This window comes from Ruegeria sp. D6, assembly GCF_056534365.1.
Window position 1 is genome coordinate 261,869 of sequence record NZ_JBQFPH010000003.1, and the last position, 24,399, is coordinate 286,267.

Consider the following 24,399-nt stretch of genomic DNA (forward strand, 5'->3'; position numbering starts at 1 on the left):
GCTCAAGCAGCCCCTTCCAGTGCCGGTTTAACATCACGCAGGCGGTTTCCATCCGGGTCAAATGGGGGCTCGGACAGGATTTTCGCTTTATGGGGATTGCCAAGGATGAACACTTCGACCGTATCACCAGGTTGTGCGACCTCAGGGTTTATATAGCCAAGCGCTAGCGATTTGCCGACCGAATAGCCGTATGCACCGGATGTCACGCGGCCAACCGGGGTACCATCCGGGTTAAAAATCGGCTCACCGCCGGTAGCGTCGGCATCCTCGGAGACTTCGACCTCGAAGATTGACAGCACTTCGCGCGCGGCGTTGTCCTTGACCGACAGATACGCATCCTTGTGCAGGAAATCCTTGTCCAGCTTGATCAGGCCCGCCAGCCCGACCTCTTGCGGCCAGTATTCCTGCGAATACTCACGGCCCCATGAGCCATAACCTTTTTCGATCCGCAACGACCCCAGCGCGCGGCCGCCAACGGGGCCGCCATCCAGCAGCTTGGCCGCATCCAGCAGCGCAGCGTAAAGCCGGGTCTGATCTTCTTCGGCGCAGTGCAACTCCCACCCTAGATCGCCGGTAAAGCTGACGCGGATGGCCAGACAGGTGACACCCGCAACCTCGATTGTGGCCGAGCGCATAAAGCGGAACGCCTCGTTCGACAGGTCTGCATTGGTCAGCCGCTGCAGCAGGTCACGCGCTTTCGGACCGGCGACGTTGAACCCGGCTATGCGGTCGGTGGCGACTTCGAAGGTTGTGTCCTTTGGCAGGTCGATCATGTTGAAAAAGCGTTGATGATAGCGCTCGGCCATGCCCGATCCGATCATCATGTATTCGTCATCGGCCACCTTGGTTATGGTGAAATCGCCAGCCACGCCGCCACGGACAGAGATCAGCGGCGTCAGGCAAGACCGCCCAATCACGGTCGGTACGCGGTTGGCGACCAAGCGATCCAGCCAATCTTGCGCACCGGGTCCTTTGATGATGTAGTTCGCAAAATTCGATATGTCGATGACGCCCACATTCTCCCGCAGCATCTGTACCTCACGTCCCACCGGCTCCCACCAGTTCTGGCGTGTGAAGCCGTTGGTTTCCTGCACGCCGGGCTGATCGGCGAACCATAGGGGATGCTCCCAGCCGCAGTTCAGACCAAAGACACAGCCCATGTCTTTCTGCATTTCAAAGGCAGGGCGGACTCGGGCGGGGCGACCTGCACTACGCTCCTCGTTCGGGAAGTGGATGGCAAAACGGTGGGTATACTGGTCCTCAACCCGTGCCTTGGTGAATTTTTTGTCGGCCCAGTCGCCGAAGCGGGCCAGATCCCATGCAAACATGTCGTATTGCGGCTCGCCCTCGATCATCCACTGCGCCGCCAGCAGGCCCAGACCACCCGATTGCGAGAAACCCGGGATCAGTCCGCCGCAGAGGAAATAGTTCTTCAGTTCGGGCACCGGACCCCACAAGGCGCTGGAGTCCGGAGACCAGATCATCGGCCCGTTGATCACCCGTTTGACCCCCGCGGTGGCGGCAACTGGCACACGTTCGGTAGCGCGGATCACGTTTTCCATGATCCGATCCAAATCGTCGGGGAACAGGTCATGGGCAAAGTCCAGCGGCGTACCGTCCTCGGCCCAGAACTTCATGTCCTTCTCATAGGCCCCGATGAGCAATCCGTTGCCTTCCTGACGGAAATAGTACTCGCCATCCCGGTCTGCAATTGACGGAAGGCGACGGCCCAGATTGGCAACTTCTTCGATGGATTCAGTCACGAAGTACTGGTGCTCGGTCGGTTGCAACGGCAGAGTCAGCCCCGCCAGCGCCGCAACTTCGCGGCCCCAAAGACCAGCGGCATTCACCACCCATTGCGTGTGAATATCGCCCTTTGCGGTACGCACGATCCAAGACCCGTCGGGTTGCTGATCCGTACCTAGTACCGGACAGAACCGTTCTATGGTTGCTCCCATGGCGCGGGCACCGGCAGCATAGGCGTGGGGCACGCCCGAGGGATCCACATTGCCGCCATCGGGTTCATACATGATGCAGCGGATATCGTCGAACTGCGCCAGCGGGTGCAGTTCCTTGGCCTGCTCGCGACTGACCTCGTGGAAGTTCAAACCATAGAATTTAGCCTTGGCTTCCTGTAGGCGCAGCTGATGCTCGCGTTCTTCGGTTTGCGCTAAATAGAGCGAACCTGGCTGGAACACGCCGCAGCTCTGACCGGTTTCCTGTTCCAGCTCTTTATATAGATTCATCGTATAGTGCTGGATGCGGGTGATATTGTTGTTGTCATGCAGCCCATGAATGTTGGCCGCCGCGTGCCAGGTCGAGCCGCTGGTCAGTTCGTCCCGCTCTAGCAGGACCACATCGGTCCAACCCAACTTGGCGAGATGATACAGAATTGAACAGCCGGCTAGGCCACCGCCGATTACAACCGCTTGCGCATGCGTTTTCATGTGCTTCCCCTCTCAAATGCCTCAGGCGGCGATGGTTTTCATTGCACCCAGAAACTGGGCCACTTCGGCGACGCTGTTGTAGTGGCACATCGAAACACGCACGCAGCTGTCCATGCCAAGCGGTGTCAAGATGTTGCCCGAGTAGTGATCGGCCTTGCGCAAATGCGTACGGATGCCTTGTTCGTTCAGTTGCTTGACCACATCGACCGACGGCACGCCCTCGACCTGCAGTGACACCAGCCCCTCGCGTGCAGGGTTATCGACACCGCCCAGAATGGTCACCTTCTCCATCTCGGCCAGCCCAGGCAGGTTGCCGGTTCCGCGGATCATCGCATCAGTCAGCGCTTTTTCCTGCTCATGGATCGCCTCTCCGGCAGCGACGAATTTTGCGCGCCGGTCGGTGGCGTCGCTGACCTGTGCGCCCAGCCATTCGAAATAGCTGATTACGTCAGACATTGTAGCGTAAGAGCCGGTATCGCGTGTCCCCATTTCCCAATTGTCGGCGGGGCCGTCGATCAAGCTGTTATGTGGCAGCTTGGTCAGCCGGTCAGAAATCCAGGCCACCCCGTAACCATGGCGCGAGAACACCTTGTAAGGCGAGATCACATAGCCATCGACATCATAGGCGGTCAGGTCGATCCGGCCATGCGCGGCGTGCTGGATACCGTCGATTATGATGAAGCAATTGGGCGCAACGGCGCGGATCTCGGCAGCCACAGCCGCTACATCCACGCCCATACCGGTCACCGGCGAGGTGTGCACGATAGTCGCAACCTTTGTGTCCGGCGTTACCTGCGCCGCATAAGCATCTGCGGTGACGGTGCCTGTGGCGTCGTCATGGACCACCAGAACATGAACTTGCCCGGCCACCCCGGCCCAACGCGCGCAAGCGCTTCGGGTCGCGGGATGTTCCAGCGTTGTGCCAAGCACCCGACCGGTGCCTGTGCCCAGACAGGCGTTCATTATCAAACGAAACAGCAGCTCGGTCCCGCTTTCGCCGACAAAGAACTGGCCACCGGGGGCGTTCATGAACACGGCCATATCTTCTTTGGCCTTGTTGATTACCCGCACCAGTTCGTGACTTCCCGGGTTGTCGCGGCCCTGATTGTCAGGGATCGCAGCATAAGCCTGCGAGGTGCCCACAACCGAATTCAGCGTCAGCGCGCCACCCGCGTTTTCAAAGAAAATACGCGGTCCCTGCTGCGGGCAGTGGTCGACCTGCGCAAATCGGGCACGGATTTGTTCAAGCAATTCTGGAGTGATCTTGGTCATCGGGAACCATTCCTGCGAAAATGTCATTCTGGCAAGATATATGCGCCCTTTTGCAAAACTACTCACAAAAAAACTTGGGGCATTGTGGGTGGAAATTGAGACCATCGAGCCAAGAGAACTCAGCCACAAGAACGATATGGTTCGCGAATTTCAATTTCGTCGGCCCGATCACACCCTCACGCATGCCTTCGCTTGGTTGAGAAACCGCTGGTCAGGCCGACGGTTTGTAACCTGAGCGTTGTTCTAGAGACATCGCTTTGCAGGACGGTGTTGAGAGAGTGACGATCCAACCTCATTGGCGCAGCCTGTACCGCGATCACAAACCAGACATCGTAGAAGCGGGCATGCATCCTGCATTCCAGATATTCCCATATCGGCAGGGGTATTTAGATTGATAGCGATTCATGCATTTGTTTACAGCAGTTTGGGATTTCGTCACGCCTTTCAGACCTGACTAATCGCCATTGTAAGAGATCACGAACTTGCCTTCGACGCGGCGATACCGCGAACCACTCACGCGCTGGTGGCGCATTCGTCGATGGTCAATAGCTTGTAACATATTGGTGTATAGAGCTTGCTGATTGAAAGCTGAAAAGTTAATCGTCTGCAACAGGTTAGCTTATGTCCAGACTTCGAGTATTAAATCAATTTGCCAAAATTTCTGCTAATTAGGCTTAAACCCATCATCGACGCACCAAGGACATACGCGGAGCAGCGACAGACCGGTGTTGCGACCCAAACGCCGTTGCCCCGCAAAACCTGACATAACCCACCTGAACGATGAACATTGGTTGTCCGGCCCACCAAAAAGGCAGGCCGAACAGAGTTAATAAGTACTTTTAGTCGTACAGAACGGCCGAGATCTTCGGGTCGTCAATATTCGAGGCATCGTAGTAGTAGAAGCCTGTGTCGATCAGACCTGGAACCTCTTCCCCATTCAGAGCCGCAACCGCTGCTTTCACAGTCTCATAGCCGATGCCCACAGGGTTTTGCGTGATCGCACCCGCCATCAGGCCGCTCTTGATTGCGTCTTTCTGGGCCTTGCCACTGTCATAACCGATGATCACCAAACCCTCGGTGCCCAGCTCCTGAACGCCATTCACAACGCCGATGGCCGAGCCCTCGTTGGTGCCGAAGATGCCATTCAGATCGGGGTTTGCTGTCAGGATCGCCTTTGTGACCTCGGTCGACTTCAGGTGGTCGCCCTGACCGTACTGAACTGTGACGACTTCGATATCCGGGTACTTCTCGGCCATGCGATTGACGAAACCGTCGCGGCGGTCGATGCCGGTTCGGCTGGTCTGGTCATGCGCGACAACCGCAACTTTACCCTTGCCGCCGATTTTTTCGGCCATCTTGTCGGCTGCAAGCCCAGCCGCCGCCAGATTGTCTGTTGTCGCAGTTGAAAGCGGGATGTCACTGTCAACGCCGCTGTCGAAGGCGATGATCGGAATGCCCTTTTCATTGGCCTGCTTCAAAAGCGGAATTGCGGCCTGACTGTCCAGAGCGGCAAACCCAATGGCTTTGGGGTTGTTGGCCAAAGCGGCAGCCAGCATGTCGATTTGGCGGTCCACCATTGTTTCGTTATCCGGACCTTCGAACGTGATGGTGACATCAAACTCGTCTGCTGCCTGTTCGGCGCCGGACTTCACCGCTTGCCAGAACTGATGTTGGAACCCTTTGGATACCAGTGGAATGTAAATCTCTTCGGCTACCGCCATCGAGGCGGGACCTGCCAGGGTGGCTGCGCTGAGCGCACCCAGAATGAAACGACGTGTTAACATGTTTTCTCCTCCAGTTGGTCGTTTTGGTCTTTGATTTAGTTGCTTGGTCATCCCGATTTCTTGCGCCGCGCCATGTCGGCATAGACGGCCAGAATGATGATCGCGCCGGTGACAACGGTCTGCCATTCCTGCGCGACTGACAGCACGCGCAATCCGTTGGTCAGTACAGCCATGATCAGGGCGCCGATCAGCGTGCCCAGGATCGTGCCGCGCCCACCGGACAAAGACGTGCCACCGATCACCACGGCTGCGATCGCCTCCAATTCGTATCCCAAACCCAATGCCGGTTGCGCCGAGTTCAGGCGCGAGGCGATCAGGATACCGGCGATGCCGCAGATCGCTCCGGCCAGCGCATAAATGCGCATCTTCCACATGTCGGTGTTCACGCCTGACAGACGCACCGCTTCCTCGTTAGAGCCAAGCGCAAAGGTGTAACGACCCAGAACTGTGCGCCCCAGAATGTACGAAGCCGCGATGGCAACCAGGAACAGGATCAGCACACCGTTGGGGATGGGCAGTGACGGGAAAACCTCTCCGATCAGCGACCCGCGCGAGATCTGGTCAAAGCCCGGCGTGTCATTGAAGTAGATCGGCCGTGTCCCAGAGATCACCAGCGACAGGCCTTTGAGAATCAGCATCATCCCAAGTGTGGCGATGAAGGGCGGAATTTTCATTTTCGCTACGAAAGTGCCCGAGCAAAGTCCGCAAAATGCGCCCGCCGCAATGGCTGCGGCCACACCCAACAGCAAGGGCATGCCGAGATATGTCAGGACCACCCCGGCGATCACAGCACAGAAGGTCATCAGTGTTCCGACTGAAAGGTCGATCCCGCCGGTGATAATGACCAGCGTCGCGGCGACGGCCAGAACGCCATTTACTGATGTCGCCTGCAGAATGGCGATCATGTTCGATGTCTGCATGAAATTCGGCGACGCAATAGAAAATCCGATCAGCAGGACGATCAAACTGGCAAAGGCCAACAGCTTTTGATAGGCGCCACTGTCCGCGAGGCCCGATAGTGGCTTTTTCTTTTCGATGTCGGTTGCTGTGGTCATTGGACTGTCCCTGTTACCTGCATCGCCGCCGCACGTTGCGTGGCCAGATGCATGATGTCTTCCTGAGTTGTGTCTTTTCCGCCGGGCAAAATGCCGGTCAGCCGCCCTTCGCACATCACGGCGATGCGATGGCTGAGGCGCATGATTTCGGGCAGTTCAGACGAGATCACGATGATCGTCTTGCCCTGCCCTGCCAGTTCTTCCAGCAATTTGTAAATCTCGGATTTCGCGCCGACGTCGATACCGCGGGTCGGTTCGTCAAAGATCAGAATATCGCAGTCGCGCAGCAGCCATTTGGCGATGACAACCTTCTGCTGATTGCCGCCTGACAGCAGACGAACCTCTTGCACATCCGATGGCGTTCTAATGCCCAATTGCTGGATGTAGCTTTTGGCGGTGTCGCTGATTTCACCATCGTGCAGAACCCCGCCTGCGCCGGTGAATAGGTCCATCGAGGCAAGCGCGATGTTGTCGCGTACATTCATACCAGTGGCGAGACCGAAGTGCTTTCGGTCCTCGGACAGGTATCCAATCCCCGCTTTGACGGCGTCGGTGGGTGATTTGATCGACACCACCTGACCATGTACCCGGATTTCGCCGCAATCCTTGGGATCGGCCCCGAAGATAGCCCGTGCAACCTCTGTACGACCTGCGCCCATCAGACCGGCAAAGCCCAGAATTTCACCCTTTTGGACCGAGAAACTGACGTCCTGAATTTCGTTGCTCCGGCACAGCCCGGTGACTTGCAAAGACATCTCCGCATCACCCAGATCGGGCACGTCCAGCGGTTCTTCCTTGACCTCTCGGCCCACCATCATGGCGATGATCTGGCTGATCGGGGTTTCAGCAGCCCCAACTGTTCCGACATATTCCCCATCGCGCATAACCGTCACGCGATCCGAGATCTGCTTCAGCTCGTCCATCTTGTGGCTAATGTAAACGATGCCTACACCTTCAGCCTTGAGGCGGCGGATGATCACGAACAGCTCGGCAATCTCGGCGTCATTCAGGGCCGCTGTTGGCTCGTCCATGATGAGCACCTTGGACCGAAAGGACAGTGCCTTGGCGATCTCGACCATTTGCTGTTTTGCGATGGTCAGGCTGCCAACCAACGCCTTGGGATCAAGGCTGAGGTTCATCGAAGCAAAGATTTCGGCAGTCTGCGCATTCAGCGCCGCCTCGTCCAAACGGCCAAAGCTCTTACGCGGTTCGCGTCCGATAAAAATGTTCTGGGCTACAGTCAGGTCGTTCATCAGGCTCAGTTCCTGATGGATGATCCCAATACCTAGATCCTGCGCCTCGCGCGGGGTTGTCGGACTGACTTCGCACCCTTCGATCTTCAAGGTCCCACCGTCACGTTGATAAATACCCGACAGGATTTTCATCAACGTACTTTTGCCGGCACCGTTCTCGCCCATCAGCGCGTGAACTTCACCCGGTTCAAGATCGAATTGCACGGATTTCAGCGCGTGCACGCCGGGGAAAAACTTATCAATCCCCGTCATTTCGACCAGTCTATTTTTGTTGCCTCCCATTTGCCCCTCTCCCCTTGGGCCAACGCGGTTTACATCACCGCACCAATTTGCCAGGGGACGAATTCAACGCCCCCAAATCCAAGTTCCTCGCTTTTGGTTTTCTTGCCTGAGGCGACACGGATCAGTATTTCGAACAGTTCTTCGCCCTTGCTCTCGATGCTGATCCCGTCTGTCACGATGTCACCGCAGTTCAGATCCATATCCTCGGCCATGCGGGCATACATTTCGGAATTGGTGGCCAGCTTGATGCAGGGCGTTGGCTGATATCCAGACACCGAACCACGCCCGGTGGTAAACACAATCAGGTTCGCACCCGAAGCGACTTGTCCGGTGACCGAACACGGATCAAACCCGGGGCTATCCATGAAGACAAACCCGCTCTTGTCGATCATCTCACCGAATTTGTAGACGTCTCGCAGTGGCGCGGTGCCTCCCTTAGCTACGGCACCAAGCGATTTCTCAAGAATGGTTGTGAGCCCCCCGCGCTTGTTGCCGGGGCTTGGGTTGTTGTCCATCTCACCGCCGTTTAGGGCCGTGTAGTCCTCCCACCAGTGGATGCGTTCGATCAGTTTTTTACCCACCTCAGCAGTCTCGGCCCGCCGGGTCAGCAGGTGTTCGGCACCGTAGATTTCCGAGGTTTCCGACAGGATCGTTGTTCCACCATGGCGCACAAGTAAATCCGACGCATACCCCAGCGCCGGGTTCGCGGTTATCCCAGAATACCCGTCTGAGCCGCCGCATTGCATACCGACCGTGATGGCACTGATCGGAGCCGGGGCGCGTTCGGCTTGATTGGCCAGATGGGCGATGCCGCGCAACTCCGCCAGCCCCCGGTCGATAGTGCGGCGTGTTCCGCCCTCGTTCTGAATGGTCATATAACGCAGCGCACCGTCAGCGCGGATTGGTCGACCGCCGACAAGATCTGCCACCTGCATGACTTCGCAGCCCAGACCGATCAGCAGAATACCCCCGAAATTCGGATGCTGTGCATAGCCGGCCAACGTCCGAAACAGGGTAGCATAGCCCTCATCCTTGCTGGACATTCCACATCCGGTCCCGTGCACAATCGGGACCACACCGTCAACATTGGGATAGCTTTCCAACAACCCGGTCTTTTCCGCTGCGTCGGCGATAAAACGCGCTACCGAACCCGAGCAGTTCACGGTGGTTAGAATCCCGATGTAGTTTCGGGTTCCCACTTTACCGTCAGATCGATGGTATCCGTCGAATGTACGCTTTTCAGTCAGAACAGGCAGCGGGGTGTTGGCGCTGGCATGCGCATAATCCTGCTGATGCGCCCCCATGCCAAGGTTGTGCACATGGATATGTTCGCCAGGCGCTATATCGCATTTGGCCTGCCCGATGATCTGACCGTAGCGGACAATATTCTCGCCAGATTGGATTGATGACACGGCTAGCTTGTGGCCGCGGGTAACGGGCGCAGCCAATTGCACGGGAACATGTGCCGGCTGCTCACCCGCCTGCAAGTCACGCAAAGCAATAACGATGTTGTCCTGCGGATTTAGCTTCACGACATCGCGAGTCGCCTCTTCCAAAACGTTTATGCCGCCGTTCGCTCGCATCTCTTCTCCACTTGCTTGGTCAATGTTGCTAAATCCAATATCACTACTTGTCAACTAACATGTTAGAATGCTAACTTATGCAGTATGAACAAACACCAAGATATTGATGCCGAACTGTTGCCCGAGATCACAACGATCGAAGGACCGCTCGCTCAGCGGGTTCACCACTCATTGAAGCAGGCGATTCTCTCACTGGATTTCCCACCCGGAGCGAACCTTAGGAAGGCACCTGTGTGTGAGAGATTGGGAGTGTCGCGCGCACCTGTGGCCGATGCGATCGCGCGTTTGGCCTCGGAAGGGCTGGTGGATGTGGTACCGCAGTCAGGCACTCGCGTATCCTACTTTTCGATGGACGAGATCCGCGAAGGCGTATTCCTGCGTGAAGCGCTTGAACTTGCAACTGTCGCCAAAGTCGCGCGCGACATAACCGACGATCAGCGTAAAAGGTTAAGCCGCAACATGCGTCTGCAGGAACTGTTGATTATGGATGATGATATCCCAGGCTTTTATCAGGCTGATGAAGAGTTCCACAGTCTTCTGATGGAATTTACTGGCTTCCGTCGCCTCGCCGACGTTGCCCAAACCGTTTCCTTACAGGTCAGTCGCGCACGCATGCTATTGCTGCCCACCCCTGGCCGGATCGCTGAAACACTGGCAGAACACAGGGCCATTTTCGAGGCAATCAGCAATCGCGACGAACAGGCCGCGCAGGTCGCTATGCGCGCCCACCTCGGGCAGTTGATGCCGCGCATTGAGCAGTTGGAGCAACTGAAGCCGCATCTGTTCAACCTCACCCCACAGCTGAATAGCGAGGCAGGATGACCGTTTCCCAAACAGAATTACTGAACAACCGGACCACGCGGCCCGTTCCCCTGACCCGCATGGGGTTCGGCGGAGCGCCATTGGGGAACCTGTACCGCAAAGTCACGGACGAGGACGCGCAGGCTGCATTGCAAGCCGCCTATGACGCAGGCATCCGTTTTTTCGACACCGCGCCGCAATACGGGCTTGGCCGGTCAGAGCATCGGTTTGGGCAGGCGATCGACCGGTTCGGTCGCAAGAACATTCAGCTTTCGACCAAAATCGGGCGTTTATTACTGGATTGCAAACCGCATGAAGTGACACCCGAAGCCTTTGTCGATGTGCCGCAGAAACGGATTGTGTTCGACTATACCTATGACGGGGTCATGCGGTCTTACGAGGCCAGCCGCGACAGGATCGGCGTTGCCAATTCTGACATTCTTCTGGTCCATGATGTCTGTGTCTTCAGCCAGGGCAGTCAGGAAATGTCGGACGCCAAGGTGCGCGAACTTTTTGATGGCGGAGGTTACAAGGCTTTGACCGAGCTGCGCGATGCGGGTGAAATCGCAGCAATCGGCGCAGGTGTAAACGAATGGCAGGTTTGCGAGAAACTTCTTGGGCTGGGCGACTTTGACGGGTTCCTTTTGGCTGGGCGCTATACATTGCTTGAACAAGAGGCCCTCGACAGTTTCCTGCCACTCTGCGAGCAGCGCGACGTCGGGATAATCCTCGGAGGACCTTACAATTCAGGCATTCTCGCGACCGGAGCAGTGCCCGGTGCCAAGTACAATTATGCTGACGCGCCCGAAGACATTCTGGACCGGGTCCGCAAGATCGAAGCCGTGTGCGCAGCCCACAACACTCCGCTGATTGCGGCGGCGTTGCAATTTGTTCTGGGCCATCCTTGCGTCAAAACAGTTGTACCCGGGGCTGTAAACGCATCCGAAGTCCAATCCAATGTGGCATTGATGGAGCGTGACATTCCCCCGGGCCTGTGGGCAGACCTACGATCCGAAGGTCTGATCCGACCGGATGCGCCTCTGCCAAGCGAGACTGCAGATGCTGCGTAACATCGATCCGATCCTGTCGCCGGAGCTGCTGTATACCCTCAGAGCCATGGGCCACGGGGATGAAATCGTTATTGCAGATGCGAACTTCCCGGGTTCCAGCAGCGGGCCGGACTGCATTCGGGCGGATGGATCTTCGGCCAGTGAAGTGTTGCAAGCGGTCTTGTCGGTGATGCCCTTGGACACATTCGTTCCTGATCCGGCGTTGACCATGCAGGTTGTCGGCGACGCGGAGGCGGTTCCCGACGCAGTCGCGGACTTTCAACGCATCATCGACACGACCGCCGACAACCCGGCCAAAGTTCAGGGCTTGGAACGGTTTGCATTCTACGAGCGTGCAGCCAACGCGTTTGCCATCGTTCAAACGGGCGAACGCAGGCTTTATGGCAACATCATCCTGAAAAAGGGTGTGATCGCATGAGGATCGACGCGCATCAGCATTTCTGGGCTTTGGCGCGGGGCGACTATGGCTGGCTGACGCCCGATCTGAGCGAGATCTACCGGGATTTTGCACCGCACGATCTGATGCCTCTGCTCAGCGCCGCCGGGATTGATGGCACGGTCCTTGTGCAGGCAGCACCCACAGTGGCCGAGACCGAATATATGCTCGCTCTGGCCGATCAGAATGCGTTTATCAAAGGTGTTGTGGGCTGGGTTGACTTTGAAGCCACTGATGCACCTGCAAAGATTTCCGCGTTGGCTACCCACAAGGCATTTGTCGGTCTACGTCCGATGATACAGGACATCGCCGACCCGCTTTGGATGCTAGGCGACGCGCTAACGCCCGCTTTCGAGGCAGCTCAGCGGCATGGCCTGACATTTGATGCCTTGACCTTGCCTCAACACCTGGGCCCGCTCAGGCAACTTCTTCAGCACCATTCCGATATGAGTATTGTCATTGACCATGGGTCGAAACCATTGATCAAAGACGCAATCTTGGGTGACTGGTCCGACAACATGACCGCCTTGGCCCGAGATACAAATGCATGGTGCAAGCTTTCAGGCCTTGTGACTGAGGCTGCTACAGACTGGACGATCGACGATCTGCGCCCGTACGTGGATCACCTGCTGAACACCTTCGGTCCATCGCGTCTGATCTGGGGTAGCGATTGGCCAGTTTGCACCTTGGCCAGTAGCTATGAGCGCTGGTGTGAAACCACCGACATGTTGCTGAAACATCTGAGCAGCGCAGAACGACAGGCAATAATGGGTGGCAACGCCGCCTGCGCCTACAACCTCAGGAATTGAAATGACCATAGGTACATTGGATTCGAACGGGCTGTGGCTCGGCCGTATTGAGCGCGGCGGAATCGGCCCCAGCGTGGTGACCCTGCGCAATGGGCGGATTATCGATATCACGTCAAAAACGGCACCAACTGTCAGGGACATTCTGGAACGCGACGATGAAGCAGATCATGTGCGCAACGCTCAAGGTGAAGATATCGGCCCTTTGGACGCCGACCACCAATGGCTGGCCCCGTGTGACCTGCAGGCGGTCAAGGCCTGTGGTGTCACATTTGCCGGGTCCATGGTCGAACGCGTAATCGAGGAACAAGCCGCCGGTGATCCTGCCAAAGCCGACGCGATCCGGGCGCGCATCGGAGACCGGATCGGAGACAGCCTCTCGAACATCCTACCTGGATCGGACGCGGCCGCAGAGGTCAAAGAAGCACTGATCGCTGAAGGCCTCTGGAGCCAGTATCTGGAAGTCGGGATCGGCCCCGATGCCGAGGTGTTCTCCAAAGCACAAGTTTTGTCTTCGGTCGGGTTCGGTTCAGAAATCGGTCTTCACCCGATTTCGACCTGGAACAACCCCGAGCCCGAGGTCGTTCTGGCCGTTACTTCTAAGGGCGAGATTAAGGGCGCTACGCTGGGGAACGACGTCAATCTGCGTGACGTTGAAGGTCGTTCGGCTTTATTGCTGAGCAAAGCAAAGGACAACAATGCCTCTTGCGCGATCGGACCGATGATCCGGTTGTTCGATGATGGGTTCACACTGGACGATGTACGCCAGGCTGAACTTGCGCTAACCGTGACCGGATCGGATGGATTTGTGCTGAACGGAAGCTCATCTATGTCCCAGATCAGTCGCGATCCTGCAGACCTTGTGAAGCAGACTATCGGGCGCCATCACCAATATCCTGATGGGCTGATGCTTTTCCTTGGCACTCTGTTCGCCCCGACCCAAGACCGTGACACACCTGGCGGTGGGTTCACTCACAAAATTGGCGATGTCGTCACTATCTCCAATACGCGCCTTGGAGCGCTGACAAACACCGTGCGCCTGTCGACGGAATGCCCCGAATGGTCCTTTGGGGCCTCACACCTGATGCGAAACCTCGCCCATCGCGGCCTGCTGTAAGAGAGAACGAATATGTTGACCGGAAAACACCTGATTGCTGGCGAATGGATCGGCGCAGACACTACTTTTGCGTCGGAACCAGCGCATGGACCAAGCCATGACTTTTCTGTGGGGACAGCGGCGATGATTGATAGCGCAGTGGAGGCAGCAGAGTCGGCATTTGCCACTTTCGGGTGGTCCTCGCGTACCGAACGTGCCGCGCTGTTGCGCAAGATCGCAGATGAGATTGATGCCCGCGGGGATGCCATCACCGAAATCGGCACGCAGGAAACCGGCTTGCCCGAGGCACGCCTGCAGGGGGAACGTGGCCGTACCGTCGGCCAGCTGCGCCTCTTCGCCGATCACATCGAAGCGGGCGATTACCTGGACATGCGCCATGACCCGGCCATGCCGGATCGTGCACCCCTGCCCCGCCCCGACCTGCGCATGATACAGCGCCCGCTGGGTCCTGTTGCGGTGTTCGGCGCTTCGAACTTCCCATTGGCCTTCTCAGTCGCAGGGGGTGATACAGCCGCAGCATTAGCCGCAGGATGCCCTGTCGTTGTCAAAGGCCATTCGGCCCATCCCGGCACTGGCGAAATTGTCGCCCAGGCAATCGACGCCGCCATCAAAGCGACAGGGATTCATCCCGGAGTGTTTTCATTGGTACAGGGTGGCAAACGGGATGTGGGCACGCGATTGGTGCAACATCCCTTGATCCGGGCGGTTGGCTTTACGGGCAGCCTCGGAGGTGGACGGGCGCTGTTCGATTTATGCGCGCAACGCGATGAACCCATTCCGTTTTTTGGCGAACTGGGTTCAATCAATCCGATGTTCATACTGCCGCAAGCGGCGGCCGCGCGCGGTGCTGAAATCGGCAATGGCTGGGCCGCGTCCCTAACCATGGGCGCTGGACAGTTCTGCACCAATCCCGGTATCGCCGTGATCATCGAAGGTCCGGATGCTGACGCGTTTCAAGCAGCGGCAGAGGCTGGCCTGTCTTCGGTGGCCGAGCAGACAATGCTGACCGATGGAATTGCGCAGGCATACCGAAACGGAGTTTCGCGTGTAGCTGCTGGTACCGGTGTATCGAAGATTATCGGCACAAGCCGCAAGTCACGCGATGCGGCCCCATACCTGTTCACTGTTTCAGGTGATGACTGGCTCGCCAATCGGGAGCTGCAAGAAGAAGTCTTCGGACCATTGGGCATCATCGTGCTCGTGAACGACAGCTCTCAGATGCAACAGATCGCGCGGGCCATCGAAGGGCAGTTGACCTGCACACTACATCTGGACGCAGGTGACAAAGCGGACGCTCAGGCACTGCTACCGCTGCTTGAACGAAAGGCTGGGCGATTGTTGGCCAACAGCTTTCCGACCGGGGTCGAAGTTTGCGACAGCATGGTTCACGGAGGCCCCTACCCCGCCTCAACCAACTTTGGCGCAACATCCGTGGGAACATTGTCGATACGCCGTTTCCTGCGGCCGGTTTGTTATCAGGACATCCCATCCGAGCTTCTACCCGAGAAATTGTGAGGTTGTTCATGTCGACAATCAACCCATCCAACCGGCTTGCAGATAAGACCGCTCTCATCACAGCAGCTGGCCAAGGCATTGGCCGTGCAACCGCCGAATTATTCGCTGCCGAAGGCGCACGGGTGATAGCCAGCGACATCAACGATGCTGCGCTTGCCGAATTGGGCGGTATTCCGGGTATCGAACCGCTGCAACTGGACGTAATGGACGATAAGGCCGTTACAGATGCAGCGGTCAATCTGCCGCAACTGGACATTCTGTTTAACTGCGCAGGTTATGTAGCGGGGGGATCAATTCTTGAATGCACTGAAAGGGATTGGGATTTCAGCTTTGACCTCAACGTAAAGGCCATGTTCAGACTGATCCAACTGACTCTACCCGGAATGCTGAAAGCAGGCGGAGGATCGATCATCAATATGTCGTCGGTCGCATCGTCCATGAAAGGCGTGCCCAACCGATTTGCGTATTGCGCGTCAAAAGCAGCGGTGATTGGCCTGACCAAGTCTGTGGCAACCGATTTTGTGACCCAGGGCATTCGGTGCAACGCGATTTGTCCAGGTACGGTGGACAGCCCCAGCCTGCATGACCGGCTTCGCACCACCGGGGATTATGAGCAGGCAATGACTGATTTCATCGCCCGTCAACCGATGGGCCGTATTGGCACAGCGGAGGAGATCGCTGAACTGGCTCTGTATTTGGCCAGTGATGCCAGCAAATACACTTCGGGCCAGCCCTTTGCCATAGATGGCGGCTGGACGATCTGAGCAGGAAGGACCTGACAATGAAACTACTACGCTATGGCCCGAAGGGCGCTGAGAAACCCGGCATTTTGGCCTCAGACGGTTCGGTTCGCGACCTTTCCGGTGTGGTGGATGATATTTCGGGCGATACTCTTGGCGATGTCGTTCTTGAAAAGCTCCGCGCACTAGATTTGGCCAGCCTGCCATTGGTAGACAGCAACCCGCGCATCGGTCCTTGCGTTGGCAATGTTGGAAAGTTCATATGCATTGGCCTGAATTATGCCGATCACGCAGCAGAAAGCGGCATGGAATTGCCTGCTGAGCCCGTAATCTTCTTCAAAGCCACCTCGGCCATCGCCGGCCCCGACGATACCGTAGAAATCCCGCGCGGATCGGTCAAAACCGATTGGGAAGTTGAGCTGGGCGTCGTTATCGGCAAAGAGGCCAAATATGTCTCTGAGGCGGAAGCCATAGACCACGTCGCCGGCTACTGCGTAGTGAACGATTTGTCAGAACGTGACTTTCAGCTTCATCGCTCTGGCCAATGGGTCAAAGGAAAGTCTGCGGACACGTTCGGCCCAATTGGCCCTTGGCTGGTAACACGAGACGAAGTCCCCGACCCGCAGAACCTTCCGATGTATCTTGAGGTAAACGGGCACCGATATCAGGACGGATCAACCAAAACGATGCATTTTGGCGTAGCGACGGTCATCTCGCATCTGTCGCAATTTATGTCTTTGCAACCCGGTGACGTAATTTCTACAGGCACACCCCCGGGTGTTGGTATGGGACAGAACCCGCAGACCTACTTGAATCCCGGCGACAAAATGGAGCTTGGTATTCAGGGTTTGGGCACGCAACGTCAGAACGTCATCCAGGGATGAGAGCGCGCTGTTGGCGAATGCCATAAGTAGCCTTGAAGCAACAAAAGTAAGCGAGAAGGTTTTGTCTCAGATAACGCCGCCCGTATACTGATTATCTATCAGGCCAGTATATATTCTTATAGGCGCTTCTCGCGCGATTAATCCGGTATTTGTAGTATCGGATCAGGTTACCGAACATCTTTCTGGTTGCTTAGGGCGTTTCAATACTGAGAAGAGTCATTGTTTTTTTAGCAAGCTTTAACAAAGCCTGTCCTTAAATCACGATTCAGCAGGCCCCTAAGCCGGCTAGATGGGGCGCCTTCGCATTAAAGTAGGCAGACCGATACAGCTCTTAATAATACTTATTAAAGTATTTTGCACACTACGCCCAAATGACCTTCTACTCAGTCAATCATTCAACCCATCGCCGCCCTTTCTTTGGCAAGCCACAGCGCAATCATATCCATCATTGATAGGTGCTCACGGCCAATCCGTTATATGCTCACGCGCCTCGAATATGTTTCGGTACGCTATGTTGGTCTTCCCGTTGAAATGTAGTGCCGGGGCGCTCGAAGATAGAAGCGATCGCGTCGTCCCTGCCCTGCCGCGAAAACTGTGTATCTGTTCATCCGCGACTAACTACATAAACTGTAGATTATCTGCCCTAGTTCCATATCAATACGTTAAGAAACCTTCTACTGATGGCCTGAACTTGTATTCGTCAACTCTGCTCGGAACGTACCTGCCCGAACTACAAAACAAGAATTTGAGGCCGGGCGGTAAAAGCTAAGCGTTTAGATGGTCTCCCAGGGTACCGTATTACACGATTGGTCTTTTTATGCAAAAAAACGGCGCTGAGATTAACCAGCGCCGCGCTTCGGATCTATCTCGCTAAGCCCGTCTTACCCGTGGGTAAGATCGTCTTCTTCTCGCAGATCCTCGATCAAAGTGGCCACAGCACGTTCTAATTTCGCCCTATCGACACGGGTGAAATCGAGATCATAGCGAAGTTCGATCCTTCCGCTGGATGCAGAACATTTTGCAATCCCTGCCCTGCCCCTTACCTGAAACGTTGTCTTCGCGCGGCGTGGTTTACCTACGGCTTCAGCCTTTGGCTTAGCGGCGGTCGCATTTTCGATTGTGAGAAAATCGCGAAGAATGGCCACTTCGCGCACGCTGTCGCGATTTGGTTCACTCACCAAAGCCGCACTGACTTGTCGGATCAATCCAGGATCAGAGTCGAGCTTTCGTTTGAGTTCAACCCCCACATTCCGTGGAATGTCGTTTGGGTGCATAAGAACCTTTTCCAACATGGCCAGCAAACTCGCAAACGCCCGAATATAGCTGCGCTTGGTATAGCTTGCAGATTTGAACAAGGTTGAAACCGCTTTGTCGACATCCGGACAATCATTGGCGGGGTCTTCCGCATAGGTACGCGCAAGCGCGCCCATTTCCGCAAACGAGATATCCTTTCGGATCAGGTTTTCATCGACCATGCGACGATAGCTATCATCCAGCTCTGCAACGTCAGAAACACCGGCCGGAATCGTCGCAAATCGCGCGTCGCCAGTTTCCTCAAGTAATGCGCGAAATGCCGATAATCTGCGCATTCCTTGAATTAACTCAAAGCGTCCATCGTTGCGACGCTCGACCCGGATCGGGTTCGAAAGACCCACATCCTGAATAGAAGCCTTCAACTCATCCAACTCAGGATCAGGGCCAGGCTTGCGGTCGCGCGTCAGGCGCTCGGTAACAACATCCGCCAATGCGATCTGTTCAGTAACATACCCTTCGGAACGTAGTCGCACAAGCTCGTGCGCTAACCTGTCATTTTCGACTCTGATTGCATCTTCGGTAGTTTGCTGGTCGCGTAGCGCATTAGCGTTCTCGGAGATTGCAGTGGCCATTGGTCCGCGCCTTTTCTCAAGCGCTTTATCCGGAACCTTGCCAACCGGGATTTCTTCCATCGCTGGCATATCGATATCGAACATTCTGCGTTTTCGGCTCATACGTCATCCTCCAGCTTGTCCCAGGCCGATAGCATGACGCCCCGGAATTCATCATAAACATTATCAAATGTCGAACGCGCGCGACGCCAGGTTTCCCTCGTCATCTCACGGTAATCCATCTCATAAACTGAACTCAGGAATCGACCCGATTGCTCGACCGCACGCGTCATCTCGACCGGGTGCTCGGCGAGGTGCTCACCAAAGACTTTGCGGAATGCGTCATACATCGCTGTGTGCAGTGCGTTCCCCGGTTCGTAGCGCGTAAGCAAAAACCGAATTTCGCAGAATGTCTTGGGTAAACCAATCTTACCCGTGGGTAAGGTCTTGTCGAAACCATAGGCCAGATCTTCGAGGGCTTCAGCCAACTGTCCAATGAATGAGGTGGTTGAATCGTATTCCCAGTATCCGGGCCCCGACGGGATATACAACATGTCTGCTGCGAACACCGCATTCATGGATTGGTATCCTATCGCAGGCGGGCAATCGAACAGGATCAGGTCATAAGCATCATTCGGTATTTGATCCAGATAGCGAGACACAGCTGCAAAAAAAGACCACTCAGGATTCAGGTGCCGATATTGTGCTGATGCGAATTCGACGAAAGCAGCATTGGCGCAAGAAGGGATTGCATCAATCGTTGACCATGAGGTCTGCTTGATAAAATCAGAAATGCGCAGTTCGCCGAGGCCCATATCCGTTATAGAAGGTGGTAATTCTCGGCGGGGCAGGGCAGTTCCTGACTCCGCAGCCGCAGGGCGGTTATTCATGCGCTCGGTTTCACGGATTAGATCCCGCGCCATGATACCCCAGACGGTGAAATCTTCAGCGACATCGGTCAGACCCATCGAATGGCTGAGCGTCGCCTGAGGGTCAAAATCCACCACTAATACTCGGTAGCCGTCCAGAGCAGCGGCGTGCGCAAGATGCAACGCCACGGTCGACTTGCCGGCCCCCCCTTTGAAATTGGCAACAGCGGCCCGAACCGCCCGCTTGCCCGCAGGGCGTGGAGGAGTGAGCGCTTTGCGATTAACCTTAAGCCGCCGCCTGAGCTCATTTACCTCTTCCAGACTAAACCAACGCTGCCGCCCATCAGGCTCGACCTCGCCTCCCGGCAATGAAGGATCGGCAGCCAGCTTTCCTCGGAAAGTCGATTGGTTCACCTTAAAGATCAGCTCAGACACCTCCCAGCTTGAGAACCGCCTTAGCGTCTTCTCCATCTCAGGGCTGAAAGTCTGCTGGCGAATCCAGCCCTGCAATTTCAGGGACTGGGTGCGCAATGCATTCAGGTCTTCGTGCGTGTACATGCCTCAGTTCTCATTCTTCTGGACGTTATTTTTCTCTCTTTTGTTATTTACGCCCGATTTGCATATTTGGCAAAAGAAATTATTGTAAGGTTGTGATGTTACCCACGGGTAAGAAAATATGGCCGTATCTAGTGCTGACCGATTCGGAACGCTGCTTCTTTCTGCGATCGTCCTGACTTCGGATATCCTACCAGATTTAGGGGGACACAACTCAAGCAAATACGGCATATAGGGGGACATTATTGCTCGATAAGGGGACACCCAGTATGTCCCCCATCACCATAAATTCACCTATTTCTTTTATTTTTTGATAGCGAATAGCAGCTACCAAATAGCGTGATCTCAACGAACTCTTGACAGAATCGAAGTATTGGACGCTAATCAGTGAACAATCACGAAAAGCGTTGAGAAACGGCGCGATTACGGCGGGATCAACCCGCATGAGGCAAAAAAGAGCGGTGAGGAAACGGATGCAGGTTGCGAAACCGGTCGGGCGAAATGCGCCTGCACTGAAGTACGATATCTTGTCGGCGCTCGCCGTTCACGCCTTATCAGGTGACAAGCATCGTCATCGCAGTGTTCTTCGCATCATGACATTAATTACCACGCGCTATAACTGGCGCTCCAATGAACTGTCGATTGGTCGGGAAGAGATCGCTCGGTTGTGGTCCGTGAACGAACGCACAGTTAAACGTGAGATGGCTAAGCTGCGCAGCGCACGCTGGATTGCGGTCAAACGACCCGCCGCTCGGGGTCGGGTTGCGGTTTATGAACTCGACCTCAAGCAGATCATGCTGGACACAATCGAAACCTGGCCCGTCATCGGGACGGATTTCCAAGAACGAATGCAGCAGAAGCCAGAGCGCGATACCAATGTTGTGCCATTTCAGTCAAAGCCATCGATCCCACCGCCACAGGGTGAAGACGTTTGGGCACAGGTTCAATCGATCCTACATGAGCGTGACCCAGAACTTTGGTCCAGTTGGTTCAAGCATCTGAACGAAGCCGAAAGGGCAGGGGGCCTGGCGATTCTGATTGCGCCAACGCGTTTCATGGCGGATTACATTGCACAGAAATGGTCGGGGAGGGTTTTGGCCGCTTATTCGCGTGTAGACCCTTCGGTTCGAACAATTCGCATTGAAGCGGCAGAATAGGGCGCGGGCTTGCTCAACTGGCAACAGGCGACTATCTAGCGGAAACTGTTTATGAGCGCGTCAGATGTGACATAGCTCGATCCTGATCACAGTGGACATGTGCATTGCAAAAGATCAAATCAAAATTTGCGGCCGTATTGAGTGATTCCGTCCTGTGGCGACTGCTCTCCGAAAATATGCGCGAGCAAGCGGTCCCTTATACCATCGCGATCATCGCGATGGTATTTGTTGCGGCAACCACTGCAGGTATCGCCTTTATCATGCGTGATGTGGTGGATTCGCTGTTTGACAGTGAAAACTCAGCCAAGATTTTCGGCGTTTCGATGGCTGTATTCTCGATCTTCCTGGTCAAAGGGATTGCGACTTACGTCCAGATTGTGGCTCTGACCCGTGCCGGTAACCGGATCGTCTCGAAACAGCAGATCAAGCTTTACGACAAACTTTTGCGGCAAGGGGTGTCATTCTTCAATTTGACCGAAAGCTCGGATCTGTTGTTGAAGGTGACACAAACCGCCCAGGCTGCGCGCACGGTGATCGAGATCATGGTGACCACTGCGGTGCGCGATATGCTTACATTGATTGGTCTTTTGGCCGTGATGTTCTACCAGCAACCGATCTTGTCTTTGTTTACGCTTATCGTCGGCCCTTTGGCGATCTTGGGTGTTCGCATGCTGCTTCGCAAAGTGCGAGAGATTGCGGATATGGAGCTGCAATCGATGGGCGCGATCATGAAGGTCATTCAAGAAACCTCGGCTGGTATACGTGTGGTCAAGTCCTTCGGATTGGAAGAGCGCATGGCCCTCGAAATGAATTCGGCGGTGAAAAGCGTTGAGAAGCGCCGCAACAAGCTTGCGCGTTTGCAAGCTGCGACGAGCCCGCTGACGGATATCCTGGCCGGGTTTGCAATTGCCTCGGTCATCGGGTTGAGCGCTGGTAAGCTGTTTGGCGCTGCAGCGTCCACTCCGGGTGAACTGATGTCGTTCGTGACCGCTGTGATGATGGCCTATGAGCCCGCGAAGCGCCTGACGAAGGTGCGGGTGAAGATGGAGCTGGGTCTGCGCCGGGTGCAGATGTTGTTCAATATGTTGGACGAGCCTGAAACTCTGCCGGAAGAGGCCAATCCCAAAAGCCTGCCTGATGGTCCGCGAGAGGTGGTGTTCGACGCCGTCACTTTCGGCTACCGTCGTCGCGATCCGATCCTGAAAGGGCTTTCGTTGACGTTCGAAGCTGGCAAGACCACCGCTCTGGTTGGTCTGTCCGGCGGCGGCAAGTCGACCATTTTGAATTTGGCCCTGCGCCTTTATGACCCGAGCAGTGGTTCGGTATCGATCGATGGTCAGGATATCAAGTACGCCTCGTTCAAATCACTGCGCCAGAACATGTCGTTCGTCGGGCAAGAGACGTTTCTGTTTTCGGCCTCAATCGCCGACAACATCCGTTTTGGCCGTGAGGGTGCCTCGCAAGACGACGTGATCGAGGCTGCCAAGGCCGCGAATGCCTATGACTTCATCATGTCGCTTGAGAAAGGCTTTGACACTCTGGTTGGTGAAAATGGTGCCTTCCTGTCCGGTGGTCAAAAACAGCGCCTTGCGATTGCGCGCGCGCTTCTGCGCGACAGCCCGATCCTGCTGCTGGACGAACCAACTAGTGCGCTGGACTCGCGGTCGGAACATCTGGTTCAGGAGGCATTGGGCCGCCTGACCGAGGGGCGCACGACAATCATTGTGGCTCACAGGCTTTCAACCATCATGCATGCGGACAAGATCGTCGTGATTGAGGCTGGTGAAGTTCTTGAGCAGGGCAGCGCCCAACAGTTGCTGAAGAAACCGGGACCATTCAAAACCCTGTATGACCATCAGTACTCGAACGCCGTCAATGCCGAATGATCCCGACGTGATCCAGCGGCCTGACATTACACCGGCGCGTTCGCCCCTGAGCGCGTCAGTGATCATCCCGACCTATCAAAGCTGGGACCAATTGCAGCTTTGTCTGGATGGGCTCGCCTCTCAGACACTGAACACAAACCAGTTCGAGATACTTGCAGTCAACAATGATCCGACCGACCCCATGCCAGACGGGTTTCGCCTGCCCGCCAACGCCCGCATCCTAAGTGAGGCAAAACCCGGCTCATACGCAGCGCGCAACCGGGGAATCGAAGAAGCCGCCTCGGAGCTACTGTTTTTCACCGACTCCGATTGTCAGCCTGACCCGCTCTATCTAGAGGCCGGGTTGAAAATAGCCGAAGACCACCCCGAGGTTAATCGCTTTGGCGGCAATGTTGTGCTGATCCCGAACGGGCAGGATTGGAAGACGACCGAACTCTATGATGTTCATTTGGGATTAGAGCAAAAAAAATGGGTGGAGCGTGGGCGCGCGGTTACGGCCAATCTGATCGTTCGGCGGGAGCTTATGGATCGCATCGGTCGGTTCAACGACACGGTGTTGTCCGGCGGGGACATGGAATGGAATGATCGTGCTCAATCTGCGGGCGAAGCGATTGTGTTTGCCGAAGACGCCATCGTCCGTCATCCGGCGCGCGACAGTCTTGAGGATCACATCACCAAAGCCCGTCGTATTGAGGGGGCTAGGCTGCGCCGCAATGCCAAGCGCGGCATCGTAAATTACATCCCGCCTGTGCAGAAATTGATCCCTTCCTTCAAGACGTTGAAAAACCTTCTGAGGAATCAGAATCTGTCAACCAAACAGGCTTTTGGTGTGTGGGGCGTTCACTATGTGATCCGCGTTGCAAAGATTACGGAAACCATTCGGCTTCTCTGGCTGCGGAGGCCTGACCAGCGGAAGTAGTGGCCACTGGCAATGATAAACCACCTTCAGACCATGACGCTACGCGTTCTGGTTCGGCTTAATTCAAGTTGATCCTTAAGGTAGGACTCTTGGACAAGTGACT

Annotated in this window: 19 protein-coding genes; 11 read left to right on the forward strand and 8 right to left on the reverse strand. The window is 55.8% G+C overall.

What is annotated here, in order from left to right; all coding sequences use genetic code 11:
- Nucleotides 1–2: 2 nt before the first annotated feature.
- From ACR0A1_RS13145 to ACR0A1_RS13170, 6 genes are all read right to left on the reverse strand, one after another.
- Nucleotides 3–2,447: a GcvT family protein gene (locus ACR0A1_RS13145; RefSeq protein ID WP_480867860.1), complete on the reverse strand. Its 2,445-nt coding sequence runs from the start codon at nt 2,445–2,447 to the stop codon at nt 3–5.
- 21 nt (nt 2,448–2,468) lie between these two features.
- On the reverse strand, nt 2,469–3,719 hold the full coding sequence (locus ACR0A1_RS13150; RefSeq protein ID WP_480562151.1) for an aminotransferase class V-fold PLP-dependent enzyme: 1,251 nt from the start codon (nt 3,717–3,719) through the stop codon (nt 2,469–2,471).
- Between the two features lie 839 nt (nt 3,720–4,558).
- Complete coding sequence (locus ACR0A1_RS13155; RefSeq protein WP_170407420.1) at nt 4,559–5,503, reverse strand: ABC transporter substrate-binding protein; 945 nt, start codon at nt 5,501–5,503, stop codon at nt 4,559–4,561.
- A 47-nt stretch (nt 5,504–5,550) separates the two neighbouring features.
- On the reverse strand, nt 5,551–6,558 hold the full coding sequence (locus ACR0A1_RS13160; RefSeq protein ID WP_170394139.1) for an ABC transporter permease: 1,008 nt from the start codon (nt 6,556–6,558) through the stop codon (nt 5,551–5,553).
- Nucleotides 6,555–8,093, reverse strand: a complete 1,539-nt coding sequence (locus tag ACR0A1_RS13165; RefSeq protein WP_480751418.1) for a sugar ABC transporter ATP-binding protein — start codon at nt 8,091–8,093, stop codon at nt 6,555–6,557. Before ACR0A1_RS13165 ends, ACR0A1_RS13160 begins: the two co-directional genes overlap by 4 nt.
- A gap of 29 nt (nt 8,094–8,122) precedes the next feature.
- The gene (locus ACR0A1_RS13170; RefSeq protein ID WP_480867864.1) at nt 8,123–9,676 is read right to left on the reverse strand and encodes a UxaA family hydrolase; all 1,554 of its coding nucleotides are present in this window, start codon (nt 9,674–9,676) and stop codon (nt 8,123–8,125) included.
- 84 nt (nt 9,677–9,760) lie between these two features.
- Here ACR0A1_RS13170 and ACR0A1_RS13175 point away from each other — a divergent pair, with 84 nt between their 5' ends.
- From ACR0A1_RS13175 to ACR0A1_RS13210, 8 genes are read left to right on the forward strand one after another with little or no spacing between them, the layout of a single operon-like run.
- Nucleotides 9,761–10,498, forward strand: a complete 738-nt coding sequence (locus tag ACR0A1_RS13175) for a GntR family transcriptional regulator (RefSeq protein WP_170561785.1) — start codon at nt 9,761–9,763, stop codon at nt 10,496–10,498.
- Complete coding sequence (locus ACR0A1_RS13180; protein ID WP_480867866.1) at nt 10,495–11,547, forward strand: aldo/keto reductase; 1,053 nt, start codon at nt 10,495–10,497, stop codon at nt 11,545–11,547. Before ACR0A1_RS13175 ends, ACR0A1_RS13180 begins: the two co-directional genes overlap by 4 nt.
- Nucleotides 11,537–11,965, forward strand: a complete 429-nt coding sequence (locus ACR0A1_RS13185) for an RbsD/FucU domain-containing protein (RefSeq protein ID WP_170608945.1) — start codon at nt 11,537–11,539, stop codon at nt 11,963–11,965. The genes ACR0A1_RS13180 and ACR0A1_RS13185 overlap by 11 nt, the downstream gene beginning before the upstream one ends.
- Nucleotides 11,962–12,792: an amidohydrolase family protein gene (locus ACR0A1_RS13190; RefSeq protein ID WP_480867868.1), complete on the forward strand. Its 831-nt coding sequence runs from the start codon at nt 11,962–11,964 to the stop codon at nt 12,790–12,792. Before ACR0A1_RS13185 ends, ACR0A1_RS13190 begins: the two co-directional genes overlap by 4 nt.
- A 1-nt stretch (nt 12,793) precedes the next feature.
- Nucleotides 12,794–13,906 carry a fumarylacetoacetate hydrolase family protein gene (locus tag ACR0A1_RS13195; protein WP_480867870.1) on the forward strand — a complete coding sequence of 371 codons (1,113 nt, stop codon included), beginning with the start codon at nt 12,794–12,796 and terminating at the stop codon, nt 13,904–13,906.
- 12 nt (nt 13,907–13,918) lie between these two features.
- Nucleotides 13,919–15,421 carry an aldehyde dehydrogenase (NADP(+)) gene (locus ACR0A1_RS13200; RefSeq protein WP_480867872.1) on the forward strand — a complete coding sequence of 501 codons (1,503 nt, stop codon included), beginning with the start codon at nt 13,919–13,921 and terminating at the stop codon, nt 15,419–15,421.
- 8 nt (nt 15,422–15,429) lie between these two features.
- Nucleotides 15,430–16,185 (forward strand): SDR family oxidoreductase, encoded by a 756-nt coding sequence (locus ACR0A1_RS13205; RefSeq protein ID WP_480867873.1) that lies wholly within the window; start codon nt 15,430–15,432, stop codon nt 16,183–16,185.
- Nucleotides 16,186–16,202: 17 nt separating this feature from the next.
- The gene (locus tag ACR0A1_RS13210; protein WP_170423108.1) at nt 16,203–17,045 is read left to right on the forward strand and encodes a fumarylacetoacetate hydrolase family protein; all 843 of its coding nucleotides are present in this window, start codon (nt 16,203–16,205) and stop codon (nt 17,043–17,045) included.
- Nucleotides 17,046–17,926: 881 nt separating this feature from the next.
- Here ACR0A1_RS13210 and ACR0A1_RS13215 read toward each other — a convergent pair.
- Nucleotides 17,927–19,033: a ParB/RepB/Spo0J family partition protein gene (locus ACR0A1_RS13215; protein ID WP_480867876.1), complete on the reverse strand. Its 1,107-nt coding sequence runs from the start codon at nt 19,031–19,033 to the stop codon at nt 17,927–17,929.
- Complete coding sequence (locus ACR0A1_RS13220) at nt 19,030–20,337, reverse strand: AAA family ATPase (RefSeq protein ID WP_170423104.1); 1,308 nt, start codon at nt 20,335–20,337, stop codon at nt 19,030–19,032. The genes ACR0A1_RS13215 and ACR0A1_RS13220 overlap by 4 nt, the downstream gene beginning before the upstream one ends.
- A gap of 470 nt (nt 20,338–20,807) precedes the next feature.
- Here ACR0A1_RS13220 and ACR0A1_RS13225 point away from each other — a divergent pair, with 470 nt between their 5' ends.
- The 3 genes from ACR0A1_RS13225 (at nt 20,808) to ACR0A1_RS13235 (ending at nt 24,296) form a co-directional block, all read left to right on the forward strand.
- A complete protein-coding gene (locus ACR0A1_RS13225) occupies nt 20,808–21,491 on the forward strand; it encodes a DnaA N-terminal domain-containing protein (protein ID WP_480867878.1) in 684 nt (227 codons plus the stop codon).
- A gap of 137 nt (nt 21,492–21,628) precedes the next feature.
- Entirely contained in the window at nt 21,629–23,377 is a 1,749-nt protein-coding gene (locus ACR0A1_RS13230; RefSeq protein WP_480436466.1) for an ABC transporter ATP-binding protein, read from the forward strand.
- Nucleotides 23,367–24,296 carry a glycosyltransferase family 2 protein gene (locus ACR0A1_RS13235; protein ID WP_480867880.1) on the forward strand — a complete coding sequence of 310 codons (930 nt, stop codon included), beginning with the start codon at nt 23,367–23,369 and terminating at the stop codon, nt 24,294–24,296. Before ACR0A1_RS13230 ends, ACR0A1_RS13235 begins: the two co-directional genes overlap by 11 nt.
- Nucleotides 24,297–24,399 lie beyond the last annotated feature (103 nt).

Bases quoted from the DNA above. Each gene is read 5' to 3' on its own strand.
- ACR0A1_RS13225 (WP_480867878.1), top strand. From the start codon at position 20,808: ATGCAGGTTGCGAAACCGGTCGGGCGAAATGCGCCTGCACTGAAGTAC.
- ACR0A1_RS13215 (WP_480867876.1), bottom strand. From the start codon at position 19,033: ATGAGCCGAAAACGCAGAATGTTCGATATCGATATGCCAGCGATGGAA.
- ACR0A1_RS13175 (WP_170561785.1), top strand. From the start codon at position 9,761: ATGAACAAACACCAAGATATTGATGCCGAACTGTTGCCCGAGATCACA.
- ACR0A1_RS13170 (WP_480867864.1), bottom strand. From the start codon at position 9,676: ATGCGAGCGAACGGCGGCATAAACGTTTTGGAAGAGGCGACTCGCGAT.
- ACR0A1_RS13205 (WP_480867873.1), top strand. From the start codon at position 15,430: ATGTCGACAATCAACCCATCCAACCGGCTTGCAGATAAGACCGCTCTC.
- ACR0A1_RS13195 (WP_480867870.1), top strand. From the start codon at position 12,794: ATGACCATAGGTACATTGGATTCGAACGGGCTGTGGCTCGGCCGTATT.
- ACR0A1_RS13165 (WP_480751418.1), bottom strand. From the start codon at position 8,093: ATGGGAGGCAACAAAAATAGACTGGTCGAAATGACGGGGATTGATAAG.
- ACR0A1_RS13185 (WP_170608945.1), top strand. From the start codon at position 11,537: ATGCTGCGTAACATCGATCCGATCCTGTCGCCGGAGCTGCTGTATACC.
- ACR0A1_RS13155 (WP_170407420.1), bottom strand. From the start codon at position 5,503: ATGTTAACACGTCGTTTCATTCTGGGTGCGCTCAGCGCAGCCACCCTG.
- ACR0A1_RS13220 (WP_170423104.1), bottom strand. From the start codon at position 20,337: ATGTACACGCACGAAGACCTGAATGCATTGCGCACCCAGTCCCTGAAA.
- ACR0A1_RS13145 (WP_480867860.1), bottom strand. From the start codon at position 2,447: ATGAAAACGCATGCGCAAGCGGTTGTAATCGGCGGTGGCCTAGCCGGC.
- ACR0A1_RS13200 (WP_480867872.1), top strand. From the start codon at position 13,919: ATGTTGACCGGAAAACACCTGATTGCTGGCGAATGGATCGGCGCAGAC.
- ACR0A1_RS13235 (WP_480867880.1), top strand. From the start codon at position 23,367: ATGCCGAATGATCCCGACGTGATCCAGCGGCCTGACATTACACCGGCG.
- ACR0A1_RS13210 (WP_170423108.1), top strand. From the start codon at position 16,203: ATGAAACTACTACGCTATGGCCCGAAGGGCGCTGAGAAACCCGGCATT.
- ACR0A1_RS13190 (WP_480867868.1), top strand. From the start codon at position 11,962: ATGAGGATCGACGCGCATCAGCATTTCTGGGCTTTGGCGCGGGGCGAC.
- ACR0A1_RS13150 (WP_480562151.1), bottom strand. From the start codon at position 3,719: ATGACCAAGATCACTCCAGAATTGCTTGAACAAATCCGTGCCCGATTT.
- ACR0A1_RS13160 (WP_170394139.1), bottom strand. From the start codon at position 6,558: ATGACCACAGCAACCGACATCGAAAAGAAAAAGCCACTATCGGGCCTC.
- ACR0A1_RS13180 (WP_480867866.1), top strand. From the start codon at position 10,495: ATGACCGTTTCCCAAACAGAATTACTGAACAACCGGACCACGCGGCCC.